The organism is Thermanaeromonas toyohensis ToBE, from assembly GCF_900176005.1.
Taxonomy (GTDB): Bacteria; Bacillota; DSM-521; order Neomoorellales; family Neomoorellaceae; genus Thermanaeromonas; species Thermanaeromonas toyohensis.
The window spans coordinates 1,995,365-2,010,385 of the sequence record NZ_LT838272.1 but is presented as its reverse complement, the minus strand read 5'-3'; the positions used below and the strand labels follow the sequence as shown (position 1 = coordinate 2,010,385).

Genomic DNA, 15,021 nt, shown 5'->3' with positions numbered 1-15,021 from the left:
AATGGCTCAGCCGTATAGCTTCACCGTTCCCGGCCGCCCGGTGCCGGCTGTGCGAATGACGCAGCGGGGAAAGTGGGTAAAAACACGGGCCCAGCGCTACCTGGCTTATAAGAACTTGGTGAGCTGGACGGCATTTCAGGTCATATTAGAGCCGCTGGAGGGGCCGATAGGGATAGAGGTAGAGGTTTACGGTACCGGCAAGGGGCGGATAGGGGACCTAGACAACATAGTAAAGGCGGTAATGGATGGCCTGAACGGTGTGGCCTGGCACGATGATAGCCAGGTCGTGGAGATAAGAGCCCGGCGGAATAAGAGTGATCTGGAGCGGGTGGAAGTAAAGGTGTGGCGGGTGGAGGAAGTGTCCTAAGACCCGGCGGCGCTGGGGACGCACCTTCCCGGGCACAGGGAAAGGAGGCCGGGTTCAAATCCCGGCGCCGGGTCCAGATTAGGATGAAGGGGGATAAGCCAAATGGATACTCTGGAAAAATTCTTGCAACAAGAGATAGCTGCCAAGGTTGTAGCAGCTCTCCCAGAAGAGCAGAAGCAGGAGATTATTGCAAAAAGCCTCACACGGATGCTATTGACAGATTTACATCTGGATTGGGAAATAGGAAAACTGCTTACTGAACAGGCCATGACTTTGGCGGCAGAGTATGTTAAGCGGCCAGAAATACAGGAGGCCCTGCGAAGAAAAACATATGAGGCGATAGAGAAGATTTTGGACGGTGTGGTGGAAGCAATCGCTAAAAAGGCAGAGCACGCAATAAAAAGTAACTGCGTGCCATTATTCGACAAGTAGAGGTGGTTCTGATGAAAAAAGCATGGCGGGCCCGGGATGTGGGTTACGCCCGGGCAGCGTTTCTAGATGCTGAGAATTACCGCAGGCGGAAGCGCAAGGGTGTTACAAAAGAGCAGTTCCGCGCACTGGATTACTATTAGTCCACGGGGCGATGTACGGCTTTCTTCGCTGCTGGGAGCCAATTTCCAAGACGGGGAAAGAATAGAGCTCTTACTCAACAAAAAGGGAACGATCTTGGTGTTGCGCCCTGCTCCTACCGGTTTGCGATTTAGAATGGAACGACCGAAGGGGAAGAAGACACAAGCTAAAAGAGTATGCTGTAGAGCTCTGGCGGAAAAGCTTAAGGAGCTAGGTATTAGTCTTCCAACTAGGTTTAGAGCGGAGTGGAATGATGAACTTCAACTCTGGGTAGGGAGGCGGCAGTAATGCAGGAAAGGATATGCCAGGTATGCGGTTTTCTCATGTACTCGGCGGCGGCAGCTTCTACCTGGACATGCCCCAGGTGTGGGGCCGAGGTGCCTCCGCCGCCGGAGGCTAATAAGATTTGCACGGATTGCAAGAACCGGATCCCTTTCTTCTGGAAATTCTGCCCCGGCATAGAAGGGGTATACACCATACGCAAGTGTGAGGAGGCTCGTAGGAAGGCGCAGGCAAATTATGAGGAGTATGAAAGGGGGAAACGGGTGGCTATGGGGAAATGTTGAGATGCCCGCGCTGTAGCCAGGAGATGCATGAGGTATTTTTCGGTGATAAATTGCGTCGCTGGCGCTGTATGAACTGCGAGAGGATTTATGTGCTTTGGGAATACCGCACTTGGAGGCGAGAGCATGATATGCAGGTGCGGGAAAAAGATGGTGCGGGCCAGGTGGAAAGGGAAGTGGTGGGGTAGGCTCTGCACCAGCTGCGGCAGGTTGGTCAGGCTAGATTATAGAACGGGATGGCTATTAGAAATATGGCCTGGCCGTAGATATGGGAAGAAGGTGGCGAGTTGAACGGAATTATAACAGTGGCGGAATACGTCGAGTGGAAGCAACCTGAAGTGGCCGCTAGACTTCGGCAATGGATAGAGCGGGCAAAGATATTAGCTCTTCCATTCCGGCAGTGGAAGACGATTATGGAGGAAAGACCACTACCCGGAAGGGCGGGACTATTGCCGGGAGAGAGGGAGGCGATATAATGGGCGGAAAGAGCTATACCGAGCCACCTTGGTTCTCTAAAGTACTAGAGCCTTACGCGGAGTTTTATTGGAGAAGCCGTAATAAGGTGGCAGCATTGCAGGAAATAGAGCGGAGGTTGCAAGGGTTACCCCAAGTAGAACGGGATAGAGTTATTGCCGCGGCGCGGGAATGCTCGCCAACCAACTGCTGGTGGGCAACGTATGAGGTGGCAAAGTTTATTTTATCGCGGTTTGTTTAAAATGCGAAGGAGGTAATTATGGGTAGACATTTTAGAAAAAATCCAGCAGGCGATTATATAGCGTGTACATGGGTAGAAAGTCTTAAAGCAACCGCTGAAAATGGCTGGATTCCTTGGTGGAGAAGAGAAGAAGTATTAAAAGTGGCTGATGGGCTAACAGAAGAAGAGGCAAAGAAACTATGTAAAGAATTGGATAGAGAAATTCGCAGAAACATAGCAGAGTGGAGGATGTACCAGTAAGGACACATTTCAAAGAAGATGTGCCGCAAAAAGCATAAAAAAAACAACCCCCACCGGGGCTTAAGAAGCGGCTTTGCTATAGACATATTACCATACTCCGGTGGGGGTGGCAACTGGGTTGAAGCTGAAAAGGGCTACGTACAGGCATATTGAAGCGGAGATATATGCGTATGAGGAAACGGTAAAGCAGATAGAACAGCTGAGGCAGGACATTATTTTGGCCGGGAATGCGGAGATAAGGCCGACGGCTGTGAACGAGGGATGGAGGAGCTCAAGTGTAGAGAGAAGGGCCACTAAGCTGGCGGACTATATTCTTCTGCGGGAGATGGAGAGGATTACGGGGGCAATAAGAGACACTTACATTCGGTGTAAGGAAGAAGCCAGAAGGGTTATATGGGTGAAGTACGGTCTGGCTATACTTTGGGAGCCTCCAGATTGGCTTCAGGCTGCTATGGCAGGGAAAAGCAGGTTTGATATGAGGCCGGATGATATGGCAGCGATATTGAACATGGACAGGGCAACTTTTTACAGGTACAAGAACGGCTTTATCTACGGCATAGCCGAAAGGTTAGGGTGGTACTGAAAAAAGATGCGACTTTTTTGCGACTTCTACAAAGGCTACATGTGCTACAATGCTATTTGGAGTGGGGTTGGTAGATAATGTTTTGTCCTTTGTGTGGCAAGGAAGCAAAACACGTTATTAGATATTCTAGAGATGGCACCTTTATAAAATGTTCCGAGCACGGAATGATCGTGTTTCGTGGGGAAAGCGAAAGAAGAGTAAGAAATGCCTTGGTCGAAACATGTGTGAACATCGCATTGAAAGAAGAACTGGTGGAAGGACTAACGGATAGGGAGTTAGCTATAGTCTGTAAGTATTATGGTGAAGGCAAAACGATTTCAGAGATCGCTGGCGAATTAGGTGTTAATAGAACTCCTGTTGAGGTGTTGTTAGAGAGGGCTAAGAAGAAGTTGGTAGCCAATTATGCGGCTAAATATGACACTTAGCGAGGAGCCGTCCGCGAAGGGCGGCTTAATTTGTTCTGCGTAGGGGAATAGTTCAAGTGGGAGAGCGCGGGACTCCAAATCCCGGTCTGCTGCGGGTTCAAATCCCGCTTCCCCTGCCAGAGTGAATAGGTGGCCCACCGCGGGCGGGTCAGTACACCCCAGTATAGCGGCCAGGGGCGGGGGCCGGGGGTGTACAAGCTTGACAACCGTGTCAATGGCAACCTTGACGTTGACAACCTTGACAGGAGGTGGCCCGGATGCCGGTTGGGTACAGTGCCCGGTGTAAAGTCTGTAACTCACCGCACCGGGCCGAAATAGAAAAATGGATCAAAGAAGGAGGCGTAAGTGCTAGGGAAGTTGCTCGCCGGTTGGCCGAAATGGGAGAGAAAATCAGCCATGAGGCGATCCGGCGACATATGCTAGAGCATTTTGATGTTGCCGCTGAAGCTAGAGAGCAGTATCGGAAAAGCCAAAAGCAGTTTGATCTGGAGGTTAAGAAACGGCTGTCAGACATTGAAATGCTCGACGCCACTATAGCCGACAACTTTGAACTCAGCCAAGCTACCACGGCCTGGCTTAAAGAGCTTCTTGAAGAGCGTAAGAAACCGCCGCTAGCACTAGTGCAACTACGGGAAAAATTGCAGAGCGAAATGAGACAGGCGATGAAGACGAAGTTGGAACTACTGGGCGAGGACGGGGCGTCGAAAATGGCTGATGCGCTTTCGGCTCTAATGGAGGACTTAGCAAAGCATGTTGCCGGAGAAGGTGCGGGAGATATGGCTAGAAAAGGCGAGGAAGCATAGCGGTGATCCAGCAGGGTTCACCGCTTCTTTGTTTGGAGTAGAGCTTACACCTAAACAGCGGGAGATGTTTTCTCTTGCGCCACGCATTACAACGAAAGTGGCGGGAAGACGCGTCGGAAAATCACTGATAACCCTGCTAGAGGTATTCTGGCATTGTTTCCAGAAACCTCGCCAGAAGTGGTACGTGGTTGCACCTTCGATTGACCAGGCGAGGATATACTTTCAGGAGTTTGAACAACGTTTGGAAAACCCGTTGCTGGATGTATGGGTTAAGGATATCAAATGGTCTCCTTTCCCCGAGATATTGCTAGTAAACGGCAGCAAGATCATGGCCCGGTCTACTTCACGGGATGGTGTTTATTTGCGGGGCAAAGGTGCGGATGGCGTGGCAATTACGGAAGCAGCCTTTGTGAAAGATAAGGTTTATTATGACGTAATCCGAGCTATGGTGTTAGACCGTGGGGGTAAGGTGCGCATAGAAACCACGCCTAATGGTACCCAGGGTTACGTCTACCAGCTTTTTGGACAAGGGCTCAGAGATGAAAGCGGGTACTACAAAAGTTTTCACGCTACGATATATGACAACCCCCGGATACCAAGGGATGAAATAGAGCGCATAAGACGTGAGATACCAGAGGTGGCTTTCAGGATAGAATACTTAGCTGAATTCGTTGATGATGATACGGCGGTTTTCCCTTGGGCGGTACTACAGGATGTTTTTGAGGATTATACTCCCTTGGGAAAACCAGAGCCAGGCCACCGCTATTCCATTGGTGTTGATTTAGCAAAATACCAGGACTACACGGTTATAACCGTGCTTGATATCAGCGAGCCACCCTACAAAATAGCTGAATGGTACCGTTACCGGGGGAGGCTTTACGGGGATATAGTGGCCCACGTGAACGAGTTGCAGGCGAAGTATAGTGCTAAGGTATATCTTGATGCCACGGGCGTAGGCGACCCGGTAGCAGAGCAGGTAAGGAACTGCGAACCGTTCGTGTTTACTGTCCGGAGCAGGGAAGAGTTGATTTCTAACTTGGTGGTACAGGTGGAACAGAAAAAACTTCTCCTCCCAGCGGGTAATACGATGTTGCGTGACGAACTCCGGTGCTTTCAGAGGGTGCGGAGAGGAACAACAGTTAAAGCAGAGGCACCCGAGGGAAGACATGATGACTGTGTAATGAGCTTAGCCCTGGCATGTTGGGCGGTAAAGGCTACTAAACAACCCCAAATTTTCTGGCTTTAGGAGCTGGTACGAGTGTCGGTGTTAAGCCGCTTCATGGATAAAATCATAGCCAGATCCATAGGGCGTTTCGTCACCTGGACGTGGCAGAAGTTTTTACCTCCTGAGAAGAAGACTATAGACTTTCTCCGTGCTTATACCTACTGGACTTATGCCTGCGTCCGGGTGATAGCGGAAAACGTGGCTAGCGTTCCGTACAGGCTTTACCGTAAAACGAAGAATGGGGATTGGGAACCAGTTGAGCAACATCCGGTTTTGGATTTGCTTGGTCAGGTTAACCCCTGGATGACGGAATTTGAACTGCGGGAACTGACGCAGATCCACCTTGAGCTTGTGGGCGAGGCGTGGTGGGTACTGGAGAGAAACCGCTTGGGGCAACCGGCAGAGATCTGGCCGCTGGTCCCGGCGTGGGTGTACCTGCAGAAGGACCCAGAAAAGTTTTTGAGCTATGTCGAGTACAGGCCGCCTGGAGGAAGTATAGTGCGGTTTCCTCCCGAAGACGTGATAAGGCTACGCTGCACTCATCCTTACGATTACTACCGCGGCTGGTCGGCTACCAGAGCCGCTGCTTTGCCGCTGGATATACACCAGTATGCGCAGGAATGGGTGCGGAATTTCTTCTTCAATGATGCTACTCCGGCAGGGATACTCACTACGGATCAACCTATTGAGGAAAGTGACGCAAACAGGTTAAGAGCGCAGTGGGAGGCTGGACATAAGGGAGTTGCTAAGGCACACCGGATAGCAGTCTTGGGGGCAGGACTTAAGTTCCAGGAAATCCAGAGGAGCCTTAAAGAGCTTCAGTTTACGGAAGAATTACGGTTGTTGCGTGACGACATCCTGGCGATATACGGTGTACCGAAGCATATCCTAGGGATCACAGAAGATGTAAACCGGGCCAACGCCGAAGCCGCCGAATATACCTTTGCCAAGCGAGTTATACTCCCGAGGCTTAAGCGGCTTGAGCAGCAGTTAAACGAATTCCTGCTTCCGCAGTTTGAGCCGGATTTGGTGCTGGAATTTGACAATCCCGTGCCCGAGGATTGGGAGCGCAAGATAAAGGAAATTGAGGCTGGTGTCAAAAACGGCTGGCTTACGATAAACGAGGCGAGGCAGGAGATAGGGCTTGAGCCTTTGGGGAGCGATTTTGACGTGCCCTGGCTGCCAGGCAACCTATTCCCGGCAGGCAAGCCAGCGCAAGAAGAAAAGAAGCAGGTTAAGCGGAAGGCTTTGAGCGAAACAGAAAAAGAAGTGAAGTGGAAGGCCTGGGTGACCATGACGGAGCCACTTGAGAGGCGCATGGTCACGTCCCTTAAGAAATATTTTCAAAAACAGCAGGATGAAGTGATGAAAAGGCTAAAGCAGCTGGCCCCGGAAGAACTCGGGGCCTTTCACTTGCTAGCCAAGAAAAAGGCTATAGACGTGGATATCTTTCTGTGGGACGAAGATGAGTTTAAGCAGAAGCTGGAGGAATTAATAGAGCCGCTATTGCTGGAGATAGCGAAAAAAGCGGGCCAAAGCGTTTTATCCGAGCTGGACGTAGGTATAAGTTTTGACGTTAACCACCCAGCGGTAAGGAGGGGCTTAAAGGAACAGCTGCAGCGCATTAAGGGTATAGATGACACCACGCGGGAGGCCTTGCGGGAAGAACTGCTAGCTGGCTTGGAAGCCGGGGAGGGAATAGCTCAGCTGGCTGAGCGGGTAAGTAAGGTCTTTGCTGAGGCGAAAGGTTATAGAGCGCAAACGATAGCCCGGACGGAGACCAACGGAGCAGCCTCCCTAGGTGCGGTGGAGGCCTACCACCAGAGCGGGGTAGTAAGGGAACTGGAATGGGTGGCTGCACTAGACGAGAGGACGAGGCCAGCACACGCGGCAGCGGACGGGCAGAGGGTACCGCTGGGGAGCAAGTTTAAGGTAGGCGGTGAGATGCTGCGCTTCCCCGGGGATCCGATGGGCAGCGCTGGCAACGTTATAAACTGCCGATGTACAGTAGCTCCGATTACGGAGACGGAGGAGGAGTAAGCCAATGGGCAAGCTTGTGCGCAAGATCATGGAGGTAGCAGTGAAAGGGGTTGACGCCGAGAACGGCGTCATAACTTTTTTGGGCACTACGCCAACCCGTGATAGATGGGGTGAGATAGTAGATCCGCAGGGTGTGGTGCTGGACAACTATCGCAAGAACCCGGTTTTTCTGTGGGCGCACAACTACCAGGTGCTCCCTATAGGCAAGAGCTTGGCCGAGAGGGTTACGCCGCAGGGAATAGAGTTCGACATCAAATTCGACTTGGCGGACCCTTTTGCTCAGCAAGTCTACCGCAAATACAAGGACGGTTTTCTCCGGGCCACGTCCATAGGTTTTATTCCGTTAGAGTGGCAGGACTTTGAGGATAGCCAGGGCAGGGGCCGCATTTACAAGAAGTGGGAGTTACTGGAACTTTCTGCCGTGCCGGTCCCGGCCAATCCAGATGCTTTGCAGATGGCTTTGACGAAGGCTGCAGACCTGGGAGAATTCTACAGGTTGCTTGAGGAAGGAGGTGAAACTGGCATGGAGTGGCTGGACGTGGTAGAAAAAGGGGCAGTCAAATTTGAGGCTACCCCGAAGGCTCCGGAGGATAGGCCCTGGGATGGTGACGCCGCCGAGCAAAGGCTCCGCAAGTGGGCCAGCAAGGACGGTTCCGGTGAAAAAGAGACCATCGACTGGGGTAAGTATGCCAGGGGCTTCCTCTTTGTGGACACCAGTGACAAGGAGAACTTCGGAGCCTACTACTTCCCGCACCACGATATAGTTGACGGCCAGTTCTGTGTGGTGTGGAACGGCGTGCGGGCGGCGATGGCCTACCTGCTCAAGACTTACGATAGGGAGCCGGTATGGGCTAGCGCTAAGAAGGCCATGTACAATCACTTGGTTAAGCACTATGAGCAGTTCGATAAGGAGCCGCCGGAGTACAAGTCGGTGGAAGAAATCTTGTTTGAATTGGCAGTTGGCAAGCTAGTGCCAACAGGAAATGTTCAGTTCAATTCTGTTGATGATGTGATATGGGCTTATGTTTCTGGTGAATTGGTGTCAGCAGAGAAAGCAGAAAGGGAATTTGCTCTGATTATTGACAGGCGAAATCAGACAATAACGGTAGCTACACCCGATTTGAAACCGCTGGGCAAAGTGACAGTGAATGAGGGGTTCAAAGAGTGGTTCTTTGGAGGACTTGAGCAAAAAGCAGGAGCGGTGCTGAACCGCAGGAACAAGGAGAAGCTTACTCAGGCCCGGGACCTGATCCAGGAGGTTCTGGACAGTGCCGAGCCTGCACAAGAAAACGAAGAAGGGAAAGCCGCTTCAAACGAGGCGGCTTCTTCTATGCCTGCGCCAGAATCCAACACGGAGCAAAAGCCGAACCTAGCCGAAACAAAAGAATTGCAGCAAGCCATAGCTGAATACGCTGCCCAAGTTGCAATGGCCGAAGTAGAGAGGCTTCTGGGTAGGTTTTATAAACACTAAGACTTTGGAGGAGGGTGGAGTAGAATGAGCACTGTTTTGACCCCTGAAATAAAGGAGACCATTGAGGTTGCTGTGAAGGAAGCCGTAGAAAAGGCTGTTGCCCCGCTTAAAGAGGTTACCGAACGGCGAGTGTTGCGAGTATTTTCTTATGAAGACGAGCAGCCTATCAAGCCTGAGAAGGGTATCCGTTTGGCCCGTGCGGTGCGGGCTTTAGCCGCTGCTAAAGGCGATCCTCGCCAGGCTGCTTATATCGCCGAGAACGTCTACAAGGATTCCGTAGTAGCAAAAGCTCTTTCGGAGGGCACTGGCTCTAGCGGTGGCTACCTGGTGCCGCCGGAGTTTAGCCGGGAGATAATTGAACTCCTCTACGCACAAGCTGTGGTAAGGAAGGCCGGGGCCAGGGTGCTGCCCATGACCAGCAACGTGCTCAACGTGCCCAAGCTGGCGAGCGGTGCTCAGGCAAACTATATCGGTGAGAACACCAACATTCCGGCAACCCAGCCCAGCTTTGCCCAGCTCACTCTTACTGCTAAGAAGCTGGCAGCGCTGGTGCCCATCAGCAACGACTTAATCCGGGATTCCAACCCCAAGGCTGATGCAGTTGTCCGGGATGACTTGGTAAATGCCATGGCCCTACGGGAAGACCTGGCCTTCCTGCGGGATGACGGTACCAACAACAAGCCGAAGGGCATTCTCTACTGGACCGATGCGGCGAATAAGTTTAATGCTGGTACCGATCCTATTGCTGATCTTGGCAAGGCCGTGCGGTTGGTGCGTGCCTCTAACTCCCGTATGGTGCGCTGCGCCTGGGTCTTCTCACCTAGGACGGAGTACTACTTGATGACGCTGCGCGATAGCGCTGGCAAGTTTGTGTTCCGTGATGAAATGATCCAGGGCAAGGTCCTCGGATATCCGTACTTCGTAACTACGCAGATACCGGAGAACCTGGGCGTAAACGGGAACGAAACTGAGATTTACTTCGGTGACTTCATGGATGCAGTGATTGGTGAAAACGAAGAGCTTCTCATTGACGTTTCCACCGAGGCTGCTTACTTCGATGGCACCAACCTGGTATCTGCCTTCTCGACGGACCAGACCGTGATACGGGCTATCGCACGGCATGACTTTGCTTTGCGGCACGAGAAGAGCTTTGCGGTGATCCAGGCAGTCACTTGGGGCGCGTAGTCTGATTGATTAGAGGGGTCGGCATGAGTCCCGGCCCCTCCTGCTTACTCAATTAGTCGAAAGGAGGAGCTGAAATGCCTGGAGTGCTCGGTGAAGCTATTAAGACGGAAAAGGCCATAGCCCCGCAGGCAGCAGCAGCGGGTACGATAACTGGATTGACGGTAAATCGTGACGGCTATAACTATGCAGTGTTAGTGGTGGAAACCGGAGCTGCTGCAGGAGCTCCTACGGCTGTTGACGTGGATATAACGGTGCAAGAGTCTGCTGATGGCACTACCTGGGTTGATGTACCTGGAGGGCCGCATATCGCTAACCTAGCAAATGATTCTAGAGCGGAATACAATCTCCCGCTAATAAACCGAGCAAGGTATACCAGGTGCGTAGCCGCGGTTGCTTTTACTGGTGGTACAAGTCCCACGGTGGAGATAGGTGCCACTTGGATTCTGGGCGATGCAGTGAAGCAGCCGGTATAAAGGACGGTGAAATAGCTTGGTGGTTATAAGATTTTTACGCGGATACCCACCATACAACGCCGGAGAAGTAGCTGGATTTGACGATGAAGTTGCCAATGACCTTATACGTAAGGGTACTGCCGAACTTTATAAGCCGGAGGTATTGGCAGAAGCGGTGAAGGAACCGCCCCAGGACAGGGCGGTAAAGGAAGCGAAGGCAAAGAGGGGCAGGTAGATAGACCATGGCCCGTACTGTTACGCCAGCGCCTAATGCTGTGGTTACAGAGATTGAGGCCCAGCAATTTGTCTTCAAAGATACTTCTACCGGGGCCCACACCGACGAGGAGTTAGACGTTCTATGCCGAATAATTAACGGCGTCAGCAGTGCGATAGAAACCTATATCGGCGGGCCGGTGATTATCAAAGAGGTTGCGGAAAAACTTGACGGCGGGGAGGAAATCATTTTTCTGCGCTATAGGCCGGTAGTTGAAGTTGTCCAGCTGTTGGAAGAAGGTAGGACCTTAGCGCAGGATGTGGACTATTACCTTTATCCCCAGGAGGGGTATATCCGTAAGGCGTATGGCCGGTTTTCCAGCAAGCCACAGGGGGTCAGCATTACCTATAAGGCTGGGTATGCTGGAACGGTTGATGCTGTACCGTGGGATATCAAGCAGGCAGCCCTGCTCTGGTGCGATGCGGTATGGAATACTGGCCCAGCTAACCTGACTAATCTTCTTCTGGAGCGTGGCTACTGGGTAAGGCCTGAAGATATACCGGCCCAAGTCAAGGCGCTGCTGGAGAAATATAAAAAGGTGTGGGTGAGCGCGGTATGAATATCAGGGTCTTGGTCCAGGTAAACCCGGAAGAAATGTTTAAGGCTATGGTAGATGCCATTACGGAGCAGTTGGAGAAAGGTTTGGAAGACATAGGCGGGCAGATAGAGAGAAGGGCCAAGCGGAAAGCCCCAACGGATACAGGAGCATTAAGGCGCAGCATAACGGCGCAAAGGGAAGGCCTTACAGAAAAGGTCGGTAGCAATTTGCATTATGCTCCTTATGTCGAATTTGGTACCAGACCTCACTGGCCGCCTGTAGAGCCCATCCGGGAATGGGTATGGAGGAACAGGGGTAAGTTTGGCATCACTGGCCGGGGGAAGAAGGCAAACAAAGAGGTCGACCGGGTAACTTTTCTGGTACGAGCGAAGATTGCCAAGAGGGGTACGGCCCCGCGCAGGTACTTGCGTGATGCCCTAGAAGAAGTGAAACCGAGGATAGCGAAGGTGCTGGCGTATTATGTTAGGCGGGCTGAACTGAAAAAGTAGGTGGCTACCATGATTCAGGAGATAGAAGGTGCATTGGCGCAGATCTTGGCCGGGGTAACGGGGATCAAGAGAGTGGTGAATTACCCCGTTAACGAAGTGGGCCGGGATCTGCCAGCGGTTTTTCTTGTGTATGATGGGTTCGACCAGCGGCTACTAAACAACGAAATTGGCAGGATAACGCTCAAGTGGAAGGCCACAGTGGTCTGGCCGCTGGACACAAAGACTGTGCAGAGATCGTGGGACCAGATGAAAAGTCTGGTCCCTTCTATTTTAGCGGCGTTACGGAATAAGGCTGACTTGGGAGGGCTCTGCCACGGGCTAGCGGTAGAAGCTGGGGAGCCCGTTATTTCTACCGGAGATATTCAGTACATCGGACACACGCTAAACATATCGGTATGGAAAGTTGGCGCTATCAATGTGTTGGCTACTAAATTGAGCCAGGCAGAGCCGCTGATTGCCGGTGTGCATACTACTGGAACGCTTGAGTAGGGGAGAGTGAACGGTGATGCCTAAGGCAACAGAAACTAATCCCAAATATTCCCGAGAGGAGTTAATATCTAACGCTGAAGTCCTCTTTGGCGTGAAACCGGAGGTCTTAGCGGGAGCCCTATATGGGAATGACCGGAAAGAGTTTACTATAGACGAAATGAGGCAGCTTATAAAGGCTTTCCTTGAAAGGAGGGTTAGCTAATGGCAGGAGGTACTTGGAGCCCTACTGAAGTACCCGTGCTTCCAGGGTTGTACATCAACTTTGTCTCGGCGGCTTTGGCTTCTATACGAGCCGGGGCACGAGGAGTAGTTATAGCTCCGGTTAAGGCGCATTGGGGCCCAGTGCGGCAATTCGTGGAGATAACAAGTGAAGCAGGTATAATTGATGTTTACACTGCAGATGAATCAGGCGGAGCTACTGCTTATACCACCCTACGCCTGGCACTCTTAGGTGGAGCAAAGAAGGTTCTGGCCTATCGCATAGCGGACGCTAACGCTGCGGCAGCTACTGTAACTCTGAACGATACCTCGGCCACTCCTGTAGCAGTACTGCGGCTTGATGCAAAATATCCCGGTGCCAGGGGCAACAACTTCAAGGTGACCGTGCGGGTCAACCCCGTAGACAGCACTAAGAAGGATATCCTGCTTTACGAAGGGACTACGCTCCTTAGAACCTTTACTTTTACCAGCGGTACCATTGATGCGGCAGTAAACGCAATCAACAACGATACTGGCAATAAGTGGATTGTAGCTACCAAGCTAGCTGATGGCAACGGTACTCTAGCTGATGTCTCCGGCGTGGCGATGGCCGGAGGTAACTCAGGAATTGCGGCCATTGCAGCGGCAGACTATACCAACGCTTTAACGGCTTTTGAAACTCAGGAATTTAATCTGCTTACGCTTGACGGTCTTACCGATGCCAGTATTCAATCCAGTGTTGTTTCCTGGGTCTCCAGGGTGAGGAGCGAGGGCAAGGGAATAATTGCAGTAATGGGCGGTTCCAACGCCGACGATACGGCCTCGGATGCGGTAAGTAGAGCTGTCAACAGGAGCGCCAGTTGGAACCATGAGGGAGTTGTAAACGTAGGTGTGGGAGCCGTTCTCGATGGAGTAAGCTATAGTTCAGCTCAAATAGCGGCTTACGTAGCTGGGCTTATCGCAGGGCAGAAGTTAAGCGAATCGCCTACGTATGTGGTAACTCCCTTCGATGATGTTACCAGGCGCTGGACTAAGTCAGAGATGGAAACTGCGGTAAAGAACGGCGTATTTTTACTCTTCCATGATGGCCGCCAGGTAAAGGCCTTACGAGGGATAAACAGCCTAGTTACTCTACGCCAGGGGCAGAGTGAAGTATGGAAGAAGATTCGAGCCATAAGGGTTATGGACGCTATTAATATGGATCTGGTCCGCACTGCCGAAGATGCCTATATTGGAAAGGTAAACAATACTGAAGAGGGCAGGCTGGCCCTGGTGGGTGCGTGTAAGCAATATATGCAGACGCTGGCGCAGGGTGGAGTGATAGAACCGACTGGCTGGGATGTTTACTTGGATCCGGACTACTACGGGCCAAACGCGATTTATACGCCTGCTCCGGACCAGGTCTACCTAAAGTGGCAGGCTAGGCTCACTGATGCCATGGAGATTATTCTCGGTACGTTTATTGTTAAGTGAGGGAGGGGTGGCTAGATGGCCGGAATAGATGCTAGCAGGGTTATTAACGGCACGTACGGTGCCGTATACCTTGACGGTAGGTGGCTTACTAACTTCACTAGGTGCGAAATAAGGGACGAGTATGACTTCGCCGAGCTGAAACTTTCCGGCGACAGGAGAACAAAGCATAAGATGGTAGGCGTTAAAGGTAGCGGCACGATAGCAGGATTTAAGGTTACCAGTGATTTGATAAAAGCCTTGCTGGACAATCCAACCCGAACCTTTGAGATAATAAGCAAGCTGGCCGACCCGGAAAGCTATGGGATGGAGCGCATACGAGTACCCCAGGTTAAATTTAACCGCAACCAGCTCGCTAACTGGAGGACCGGCGAAGTGGTGGAAGAAGAATGGGAATTTGTCTATGACGGTGAGCCGGAACTTCTAGACCCGATAGTGGCGCCGTAAAGGAGGTTTAACAAGGCATGACAGAAGAAGAAATCCTCCAGCGCCTGCTTAATGCTGATGTGGTACCAGAAAAGACAGTAAAGCTAGCTAGGCTGGGCATACCGGTTACCTTGCGAGGTCTTACTAGCAAGCAGGTATCGATGATACGTGAGCAATGTACGGAAAGGTATGTTCAGCGGGGCCAGGTAGTCACTGAACTGGATAATGAGAAGTTCTATTGCTCCCTTATAGCTGCGGCTACAGTTACACCCAACTGGGCAGATCCGAGGTTGCTAGCTAAGTATAAAGCGTCCGGCCCCGAGGAGGTCTTAAAGCGCATATTGCTGGCAGGAGAACTCTCGGCTTTAGCAGATGTAGTTCTGGATCTCAGCGGCTTTAACACGTCGCTTGAAGATGTAAAAAACTGATTAAGGGCGGCGGTTTTGCCGCCCTGCTATACCACCTTTTCGTTAGGCAC

General features: G+C 51.7%; 24 protein-coding genes and 2 tRNA genes. All 26 read left to right on the top strand.

The features are described from left to right. Window position 1 precedes the first annotated feature (1 nt). Window positions 2-367 (top strand): RusA family crossover junction endodeoxyribonuclease, encoded by a 366-nt coding sequence (locus B9A14_RS10425; RefSeq protein ID WP_084665638.1) that lies wholly within the window; start codon window positions 2-4, stop codon window positions 365-367. A gap of 2 nt (window positions 368-369) precedes the next feature. Further along, window positions 370-443, top strand: a tRNA-OTHER gene (locus tag B9A14_RS17235). 26 nt (window positions 444-469) lie between these two features. After that, window positions 470-799, top strand: coding sequence for a hypothetical protein (locus tag B9A14_RS10420; protein ID WP_084665637.1), 330 nt, complete (start codon window positions 470-472; stop codon window positions 797-799). An 11-nt stretch (window positions 800-810) separates the two neighbouring features. Next, window positions 811-939 carry a hypothetical protein gene (locus B9A14_RS18010; protein ID WP_269456738.1) on the top strand — a complete coding sequence of 43 codons (129 nt, stop codon included), beginning with the start codon at window positions 811-813 and terminating at the stop codon, window positions 937-939. A gap of 285 nt (window positions 940-1,224) precedes the next feature. Next, complete coding sequence (locus tag B9A14_RS10410; RefSeq protein ID WP_084665635.1) at window positions 1,225-1,503, top strand: hypothetical protein; 279 nt, start codon at window positions 1,225-1,227, stop codon at window positions 1,501-1,503. Next, the gene (locus tag B9A14_RS10405) at window positions 1,497-1,688 is read left to right on the top strand and encodes a zf-TFIIB domain-containing protein (protein WP_084665634.1); all 192 of its coding nucleotides are present in this window, start codon (window positions 1,497-1,499) and stop codon (window positions 1,686-1,688) included. The genes B9A14_RS10410 and B9A14_RS10405 overlap by 7 nt, the downstream gene beginning before the upstream one ends. 99 nt (window positions 1,689-1,787) lie before the next feature. After that, the gene (locus tag B9A14_RS17470) at window positions 1,788-1,976 is read left to right on the top strand and encodes a hypothetical protein (protein WP_084665633.1); all 189 of its coding nucleotides are present in this window, start codon (window positions 1,788-1,790) and stop codon (window positions 1,974-1,976) included. After that, complete coding sequence (locus B9A14_RS10395) at window positions 1,976-2,215, top strand: hypothetical protein (RefSeq protein ID WP_084665632.1); 240 nt, start codon at window positions 1,976-1,978, stop codon at window positions 2,213-2,215. Before B9A14_RS17470 ends, B9A14_RS10395 begins: the two co-directional genes overlap by 1 nt. A gap of 18 nt (window positions 2,216-2,233) precedes the next feature. Then, window positions 2,234-2,455, top strand: coding sequence for a hypothetical protein (locus B9A14_RS10390; protein WP_084665631.1), 222 nt, complete (start codon window positions 2,234-2,236; stop codon window positions 2,453-2,455). A 118-nt stretch (window positions 2,456-2,573) separates the two neighbouring features. After that, complete coding sequence (locus B9A14_RS10385; RefSeq protein WP_084665630.1) at window positions 2,574-3,038, top strand: hypothetical protein; 465 nt, start codon at window positions 2,574-2,576, stop codon at window positions 3,036-3,038. Between the two features lie 224 nt (window positions 3,039-3,262). Next, window positions 3,263-3,463, top strand: coding sequence for a sigma factor-like helix-turn-helix DNA-binding protein (locus tag B9A14_RS17465; protein WP_172839134.1), 201 nt, complete (start codon window positions 3,263-3,265; stop codon window positions 3,461-3,463). 41 nt (window positions 3,464-3,504) lie between these two features. Then, window positions 3,505-3,582: transfer RNA gene (locus B9A14_RS10375), tRNA-Trp, on the top strand. Window positions 3,583-3,720: 138 nt separating this feature from the next. Continuing rightward, window positions 3,721-4,266, top strand: coding sequence for a hypothetical protein (locus B9A14_RS10370; protein WP_157109922.1), 546 nt, complete (start codon window positions 3,721-3,723; stop codon window positions 4,264-4,266). Continuing rightward, window positions 4,214-5,512: a terminase large subunit domain-containing protein gene (locus tag B9A14_RS10365; RefSeq protein WP_084665628.1), complete on the top strand. Its 1,299-nt coding sequence runs from the start codon at window positions 4,214-4,216 to the stop codon at window positions 5,510-5,512. Before B9A14_RS10370 ends, B9A14_RS10365 begins: the two co-directional genes overlap by 53 nt. Before the next feature lie 12 nt (window positions 5,513-5,524). Further along, the gene (locus B9A14_RS10360; protein WP_084665627.1) at window positions 5,525-7,531 is read left to right on the top strand and encodes a phage portal protein; all 2,007 of its coding nucleotides are present in this window, start codon (window positions 5,525-5,527) and stop codon (window positions 7,529-7,531) included. 4 nt (window positions 7,532-7,535) lie between these two features. Then, complete coding sequence (locus tag B9A14_RS10355) at window positions 7,536-9,002, top strand: HK97 family phage prohead protease (protein ID WP_084665626.1); 1,467 nt, start codon at window positions 7,536-7,538, stop codon at window positions 9,000-9,002. A gap of 24 nt (window positions 9,003-9,026) precedes the next feature. Then, window positions 9,027-10,187, top strand: coding sequence for a phage major capsid protein (locus tag B9A14_RS10350; RefSeq protein WP_084665625.1), 1,161 nt, complete (start codon window positions 9,027-9,029; stop codon window positions 10,185-10,187). A gap of 74 nt (window positions 10,188-10,261) precedes the next feature. After that, window positions 10,262-10,660, top strand: coding sequence for a hypothetical protein (locus tag B9A14_RS10345; protein WP_084665624.1), 399 nt, complete (start codon window positions 10,262-10,264; stop codon window positions 10,658-10,660). A 16-nt stretch (window positions 10,661-10,676) separates the two neighbouring features. Then, a complete protein-coding gene (locus B9A14_RS10340; RefSeq protein WP_084665623.1) occupies window positions 10,677-10,874 on the top strand; it encodes a hypothetical protein in 198 nt (65 codons plus the stop codon). Window positions 10,875-10,881: 7 nt separating this feature from the next. Further along, window positions 10,882-11,472, top strand: a complete 591-nt coding sequence (locus B9A14_RS10335; protein ID WP_084665622.1) for a hypothetical protein — start codon at window positions 10,882-10,884, stop codon at window positions 11,470-11,472. Next, window positions 11,469-11,960, top strand: a complete 492-nt coding sequence (locus B9A14_RS10330; RefSeq protein ID WP_084665621.1) for an HK97-gp10 family putative phage morphogenesis protein — start codon at window positions 11,469-11,471, stop codon at window positions 11,958-11,960. The genes B9A14_RS10335 and B9A14_RS10330 overlap by 4 nt, the downstream gene beginning before the upstream one ends. Further along, entirely contained in the window at window positions 11,961-12,449 is a 489-nt protein-coding gene (locus tag B9A14_RS10325; RefSeq protein ID WP_157109920.1) for a hypothetical protein, read from the top strand. A gap of 16 nt (window positions 12,450-12,465) precedes the next feature. Continuing rightward, on the top strand, window positions 12,466-12,651 hold the full coding sequence (locus B9A14_RS10320) for a YqzN/YkzM domain-containing protein (protein WP_084665619.1): 186 nt from the start codon (window positions 12,466-12,468) through the stop codon (window positions 12,649-12,651). Continuing rightward, the gene (locus B9A14_RS10315) at window positions 12,651-14,120 is read left to right on the top strand and encodes a phage tail sheath subtilisin-like domain-containing protein (RefSeq protein WP_084665618.1); all 1,470 of its coding nucleotides are present in this window, start codon (window positions 12,651-12,653) and stop codon (window positions 14,118-14,120) included. The genes B9A14_RS10320 and B9A14_RS10315 overlap by 1 nt, the downstream gene beginning before the upstream one ends. Window positions 14,121-14,135: 15 nt before the next feature. Then, a complete protein-coding gene (locus B9A14_RS10310) occupies window positions 14,136-14,564 on the top strand; it encodes a phage tail tube protein (RefSeq protein ID WP_084665617.1) in 429 nt (142 codons plus the stop codon). A 17-nt stretch (window positions 14,565-14,581) separates the two neighbouring features. Beyond that, window positions 14,582-14,971 (top strand): phage tail assembly chaperone, encoded by a 390-nt coding sequence (locus B9A14_RS10305; RefSeq protein WP_084665616.1) that lies wholly within the window; start codon window positions 14,582-14,584, stop codon window positions 14,969-14,971. The last annotated feature ends 50 nt before the right edge of the window (window positions 14,972-15,021 follow it).

Excerpts from the sequence above, each read along its gene's own strand:
- B9A14_RS10330 (WP_084665621.1), top strand. The coding sequence starts at position 11,469 with ATGAATATCAGGGTCTTGGTCCAGGTAAACCCGGAAGAAATGTTTAAG.
- B9A14_RS10365 (WP_084665628.1), top strand. The coding sequence starts at position 4,214 with ATGTTGCCGGAGAAGGTGCGGGAGATATGGCTAGAAAAGGCGAGGAAG.
- B9A14_RS10310 (WP_084665617.1), top strand. The coding sequence starts at position 14,136 with ATGGCCGGAATAGATGCTAGCAGGGTTATTAACGGCACGTACGGTGCC.
- B9A14_RS10350 (WP_084665625.1), top strand. The coding sequence starts at position 9,027 with ATGAGCACTGTTTTGACCCCTGAAATAAAGGAGACCATTGAGGTTGCT.
- B9A14_RS10395 (WP_084665632.1), top strand. The coding sequence starts at position 1,976 with ATGGGCGGAAAGAGCTATACCGAGCCACCTTGGTTCTCTAAAGTACTA.
- B9A14_RS10390 (WP_084665631.1), top strand. The coding sequence starts at position 2,234 with ATGGGTAGACATTTTAGAAAAAATCCAGCAGGCGATTATATAGCGTGT.
- B9A14_RS10320 (WP_084665619.1), top strand. The coding sequence starts at position 12,466 with ATGCCTAAGGCAACAGAAACTAATCCCAAATATTCCCGAGAGGAGTTA.
- B9A14_RS10405 (WP_084665634.1), top strand. The coding sequence starts at position 1,497 with ATGTTGAGATGCCCGCGCTGTAGCCAGGAGATGCATGAGGTATTTTTC.
- B9A14_RS10425 (WP_084665638.1), top strand. The coding sequence starts at position 2 with ATGGCTCAGCCGTATAGCTTCACCGTTCCCGGCCGCCCGGTGCCGGCT.
- B9A14_RS10370 (WP_157109922.1), top strand. The coding sequence starts at position 3,721 with ATGCCGGTTGGGTACAGTGCCCGGTGTAAAGTCTGTAACTCACCGCAC.
- B9A14_RS10345 (WP_084665624.1), top strand. The coding sequence starts at position 10,262 with ATGCCTGGAGTGCTCGGTGAAGCTATTAAGACGGAAAAGGCCATAGCC.
- B9A14_RS10355 (WP_084665626.1), top strand. The coding sequence starts at position 7,536 with ATGGGCAAGCTTGTGCGCAAGATCATGGAGGTAGCAGTGAAAGGGGTT.
- B9A14_RS18010 (WP_269456738.1), top strand. The coding sequence starts at position 811 with ATGAAAAAAGCATGGCGGGCCCGGGATGTGGGTTACGCCCGGGCAGCG.
- B9A14_RS10410 (WP_084665635.1), top strand. The coding sequence starts at position 1,225 with ATGCAGGAAAGGATATGCCAGGTATGCGGTTTTCTCATGTACTCGGCG.
- B9A14_RS10335 (WP_084665622.1), top strand. The coding sequence starts at position 10,882 with ATGGCCCGTACTGTTACGCCAGCGCCTAATGCTGTGGTTACAGAGATT.
- B9A14_RS10305 (WP_084665616.1), top strand. The coding sequence starts at position 14,582 with ATGACAGAAGAAGAAATCCTCCAGCGCCTGCTTAATGCTGATGTGGTA.
- B9A14_RS10315 (WP_084665618.1), top strand. The coding sequence starts at position 12,651 with ATGGCAGGAGGTACTTGGAGCCCTACTGAAGTACCCGTGCTTCCAGGG.
- B9A14_RS10420 (WP_084665637.1), top strand. The coding sequence starts at position 470 with ATGGATACTCTGGAAAAATTCTTGCAACAAGAGATAGCTGCCAAGGTT.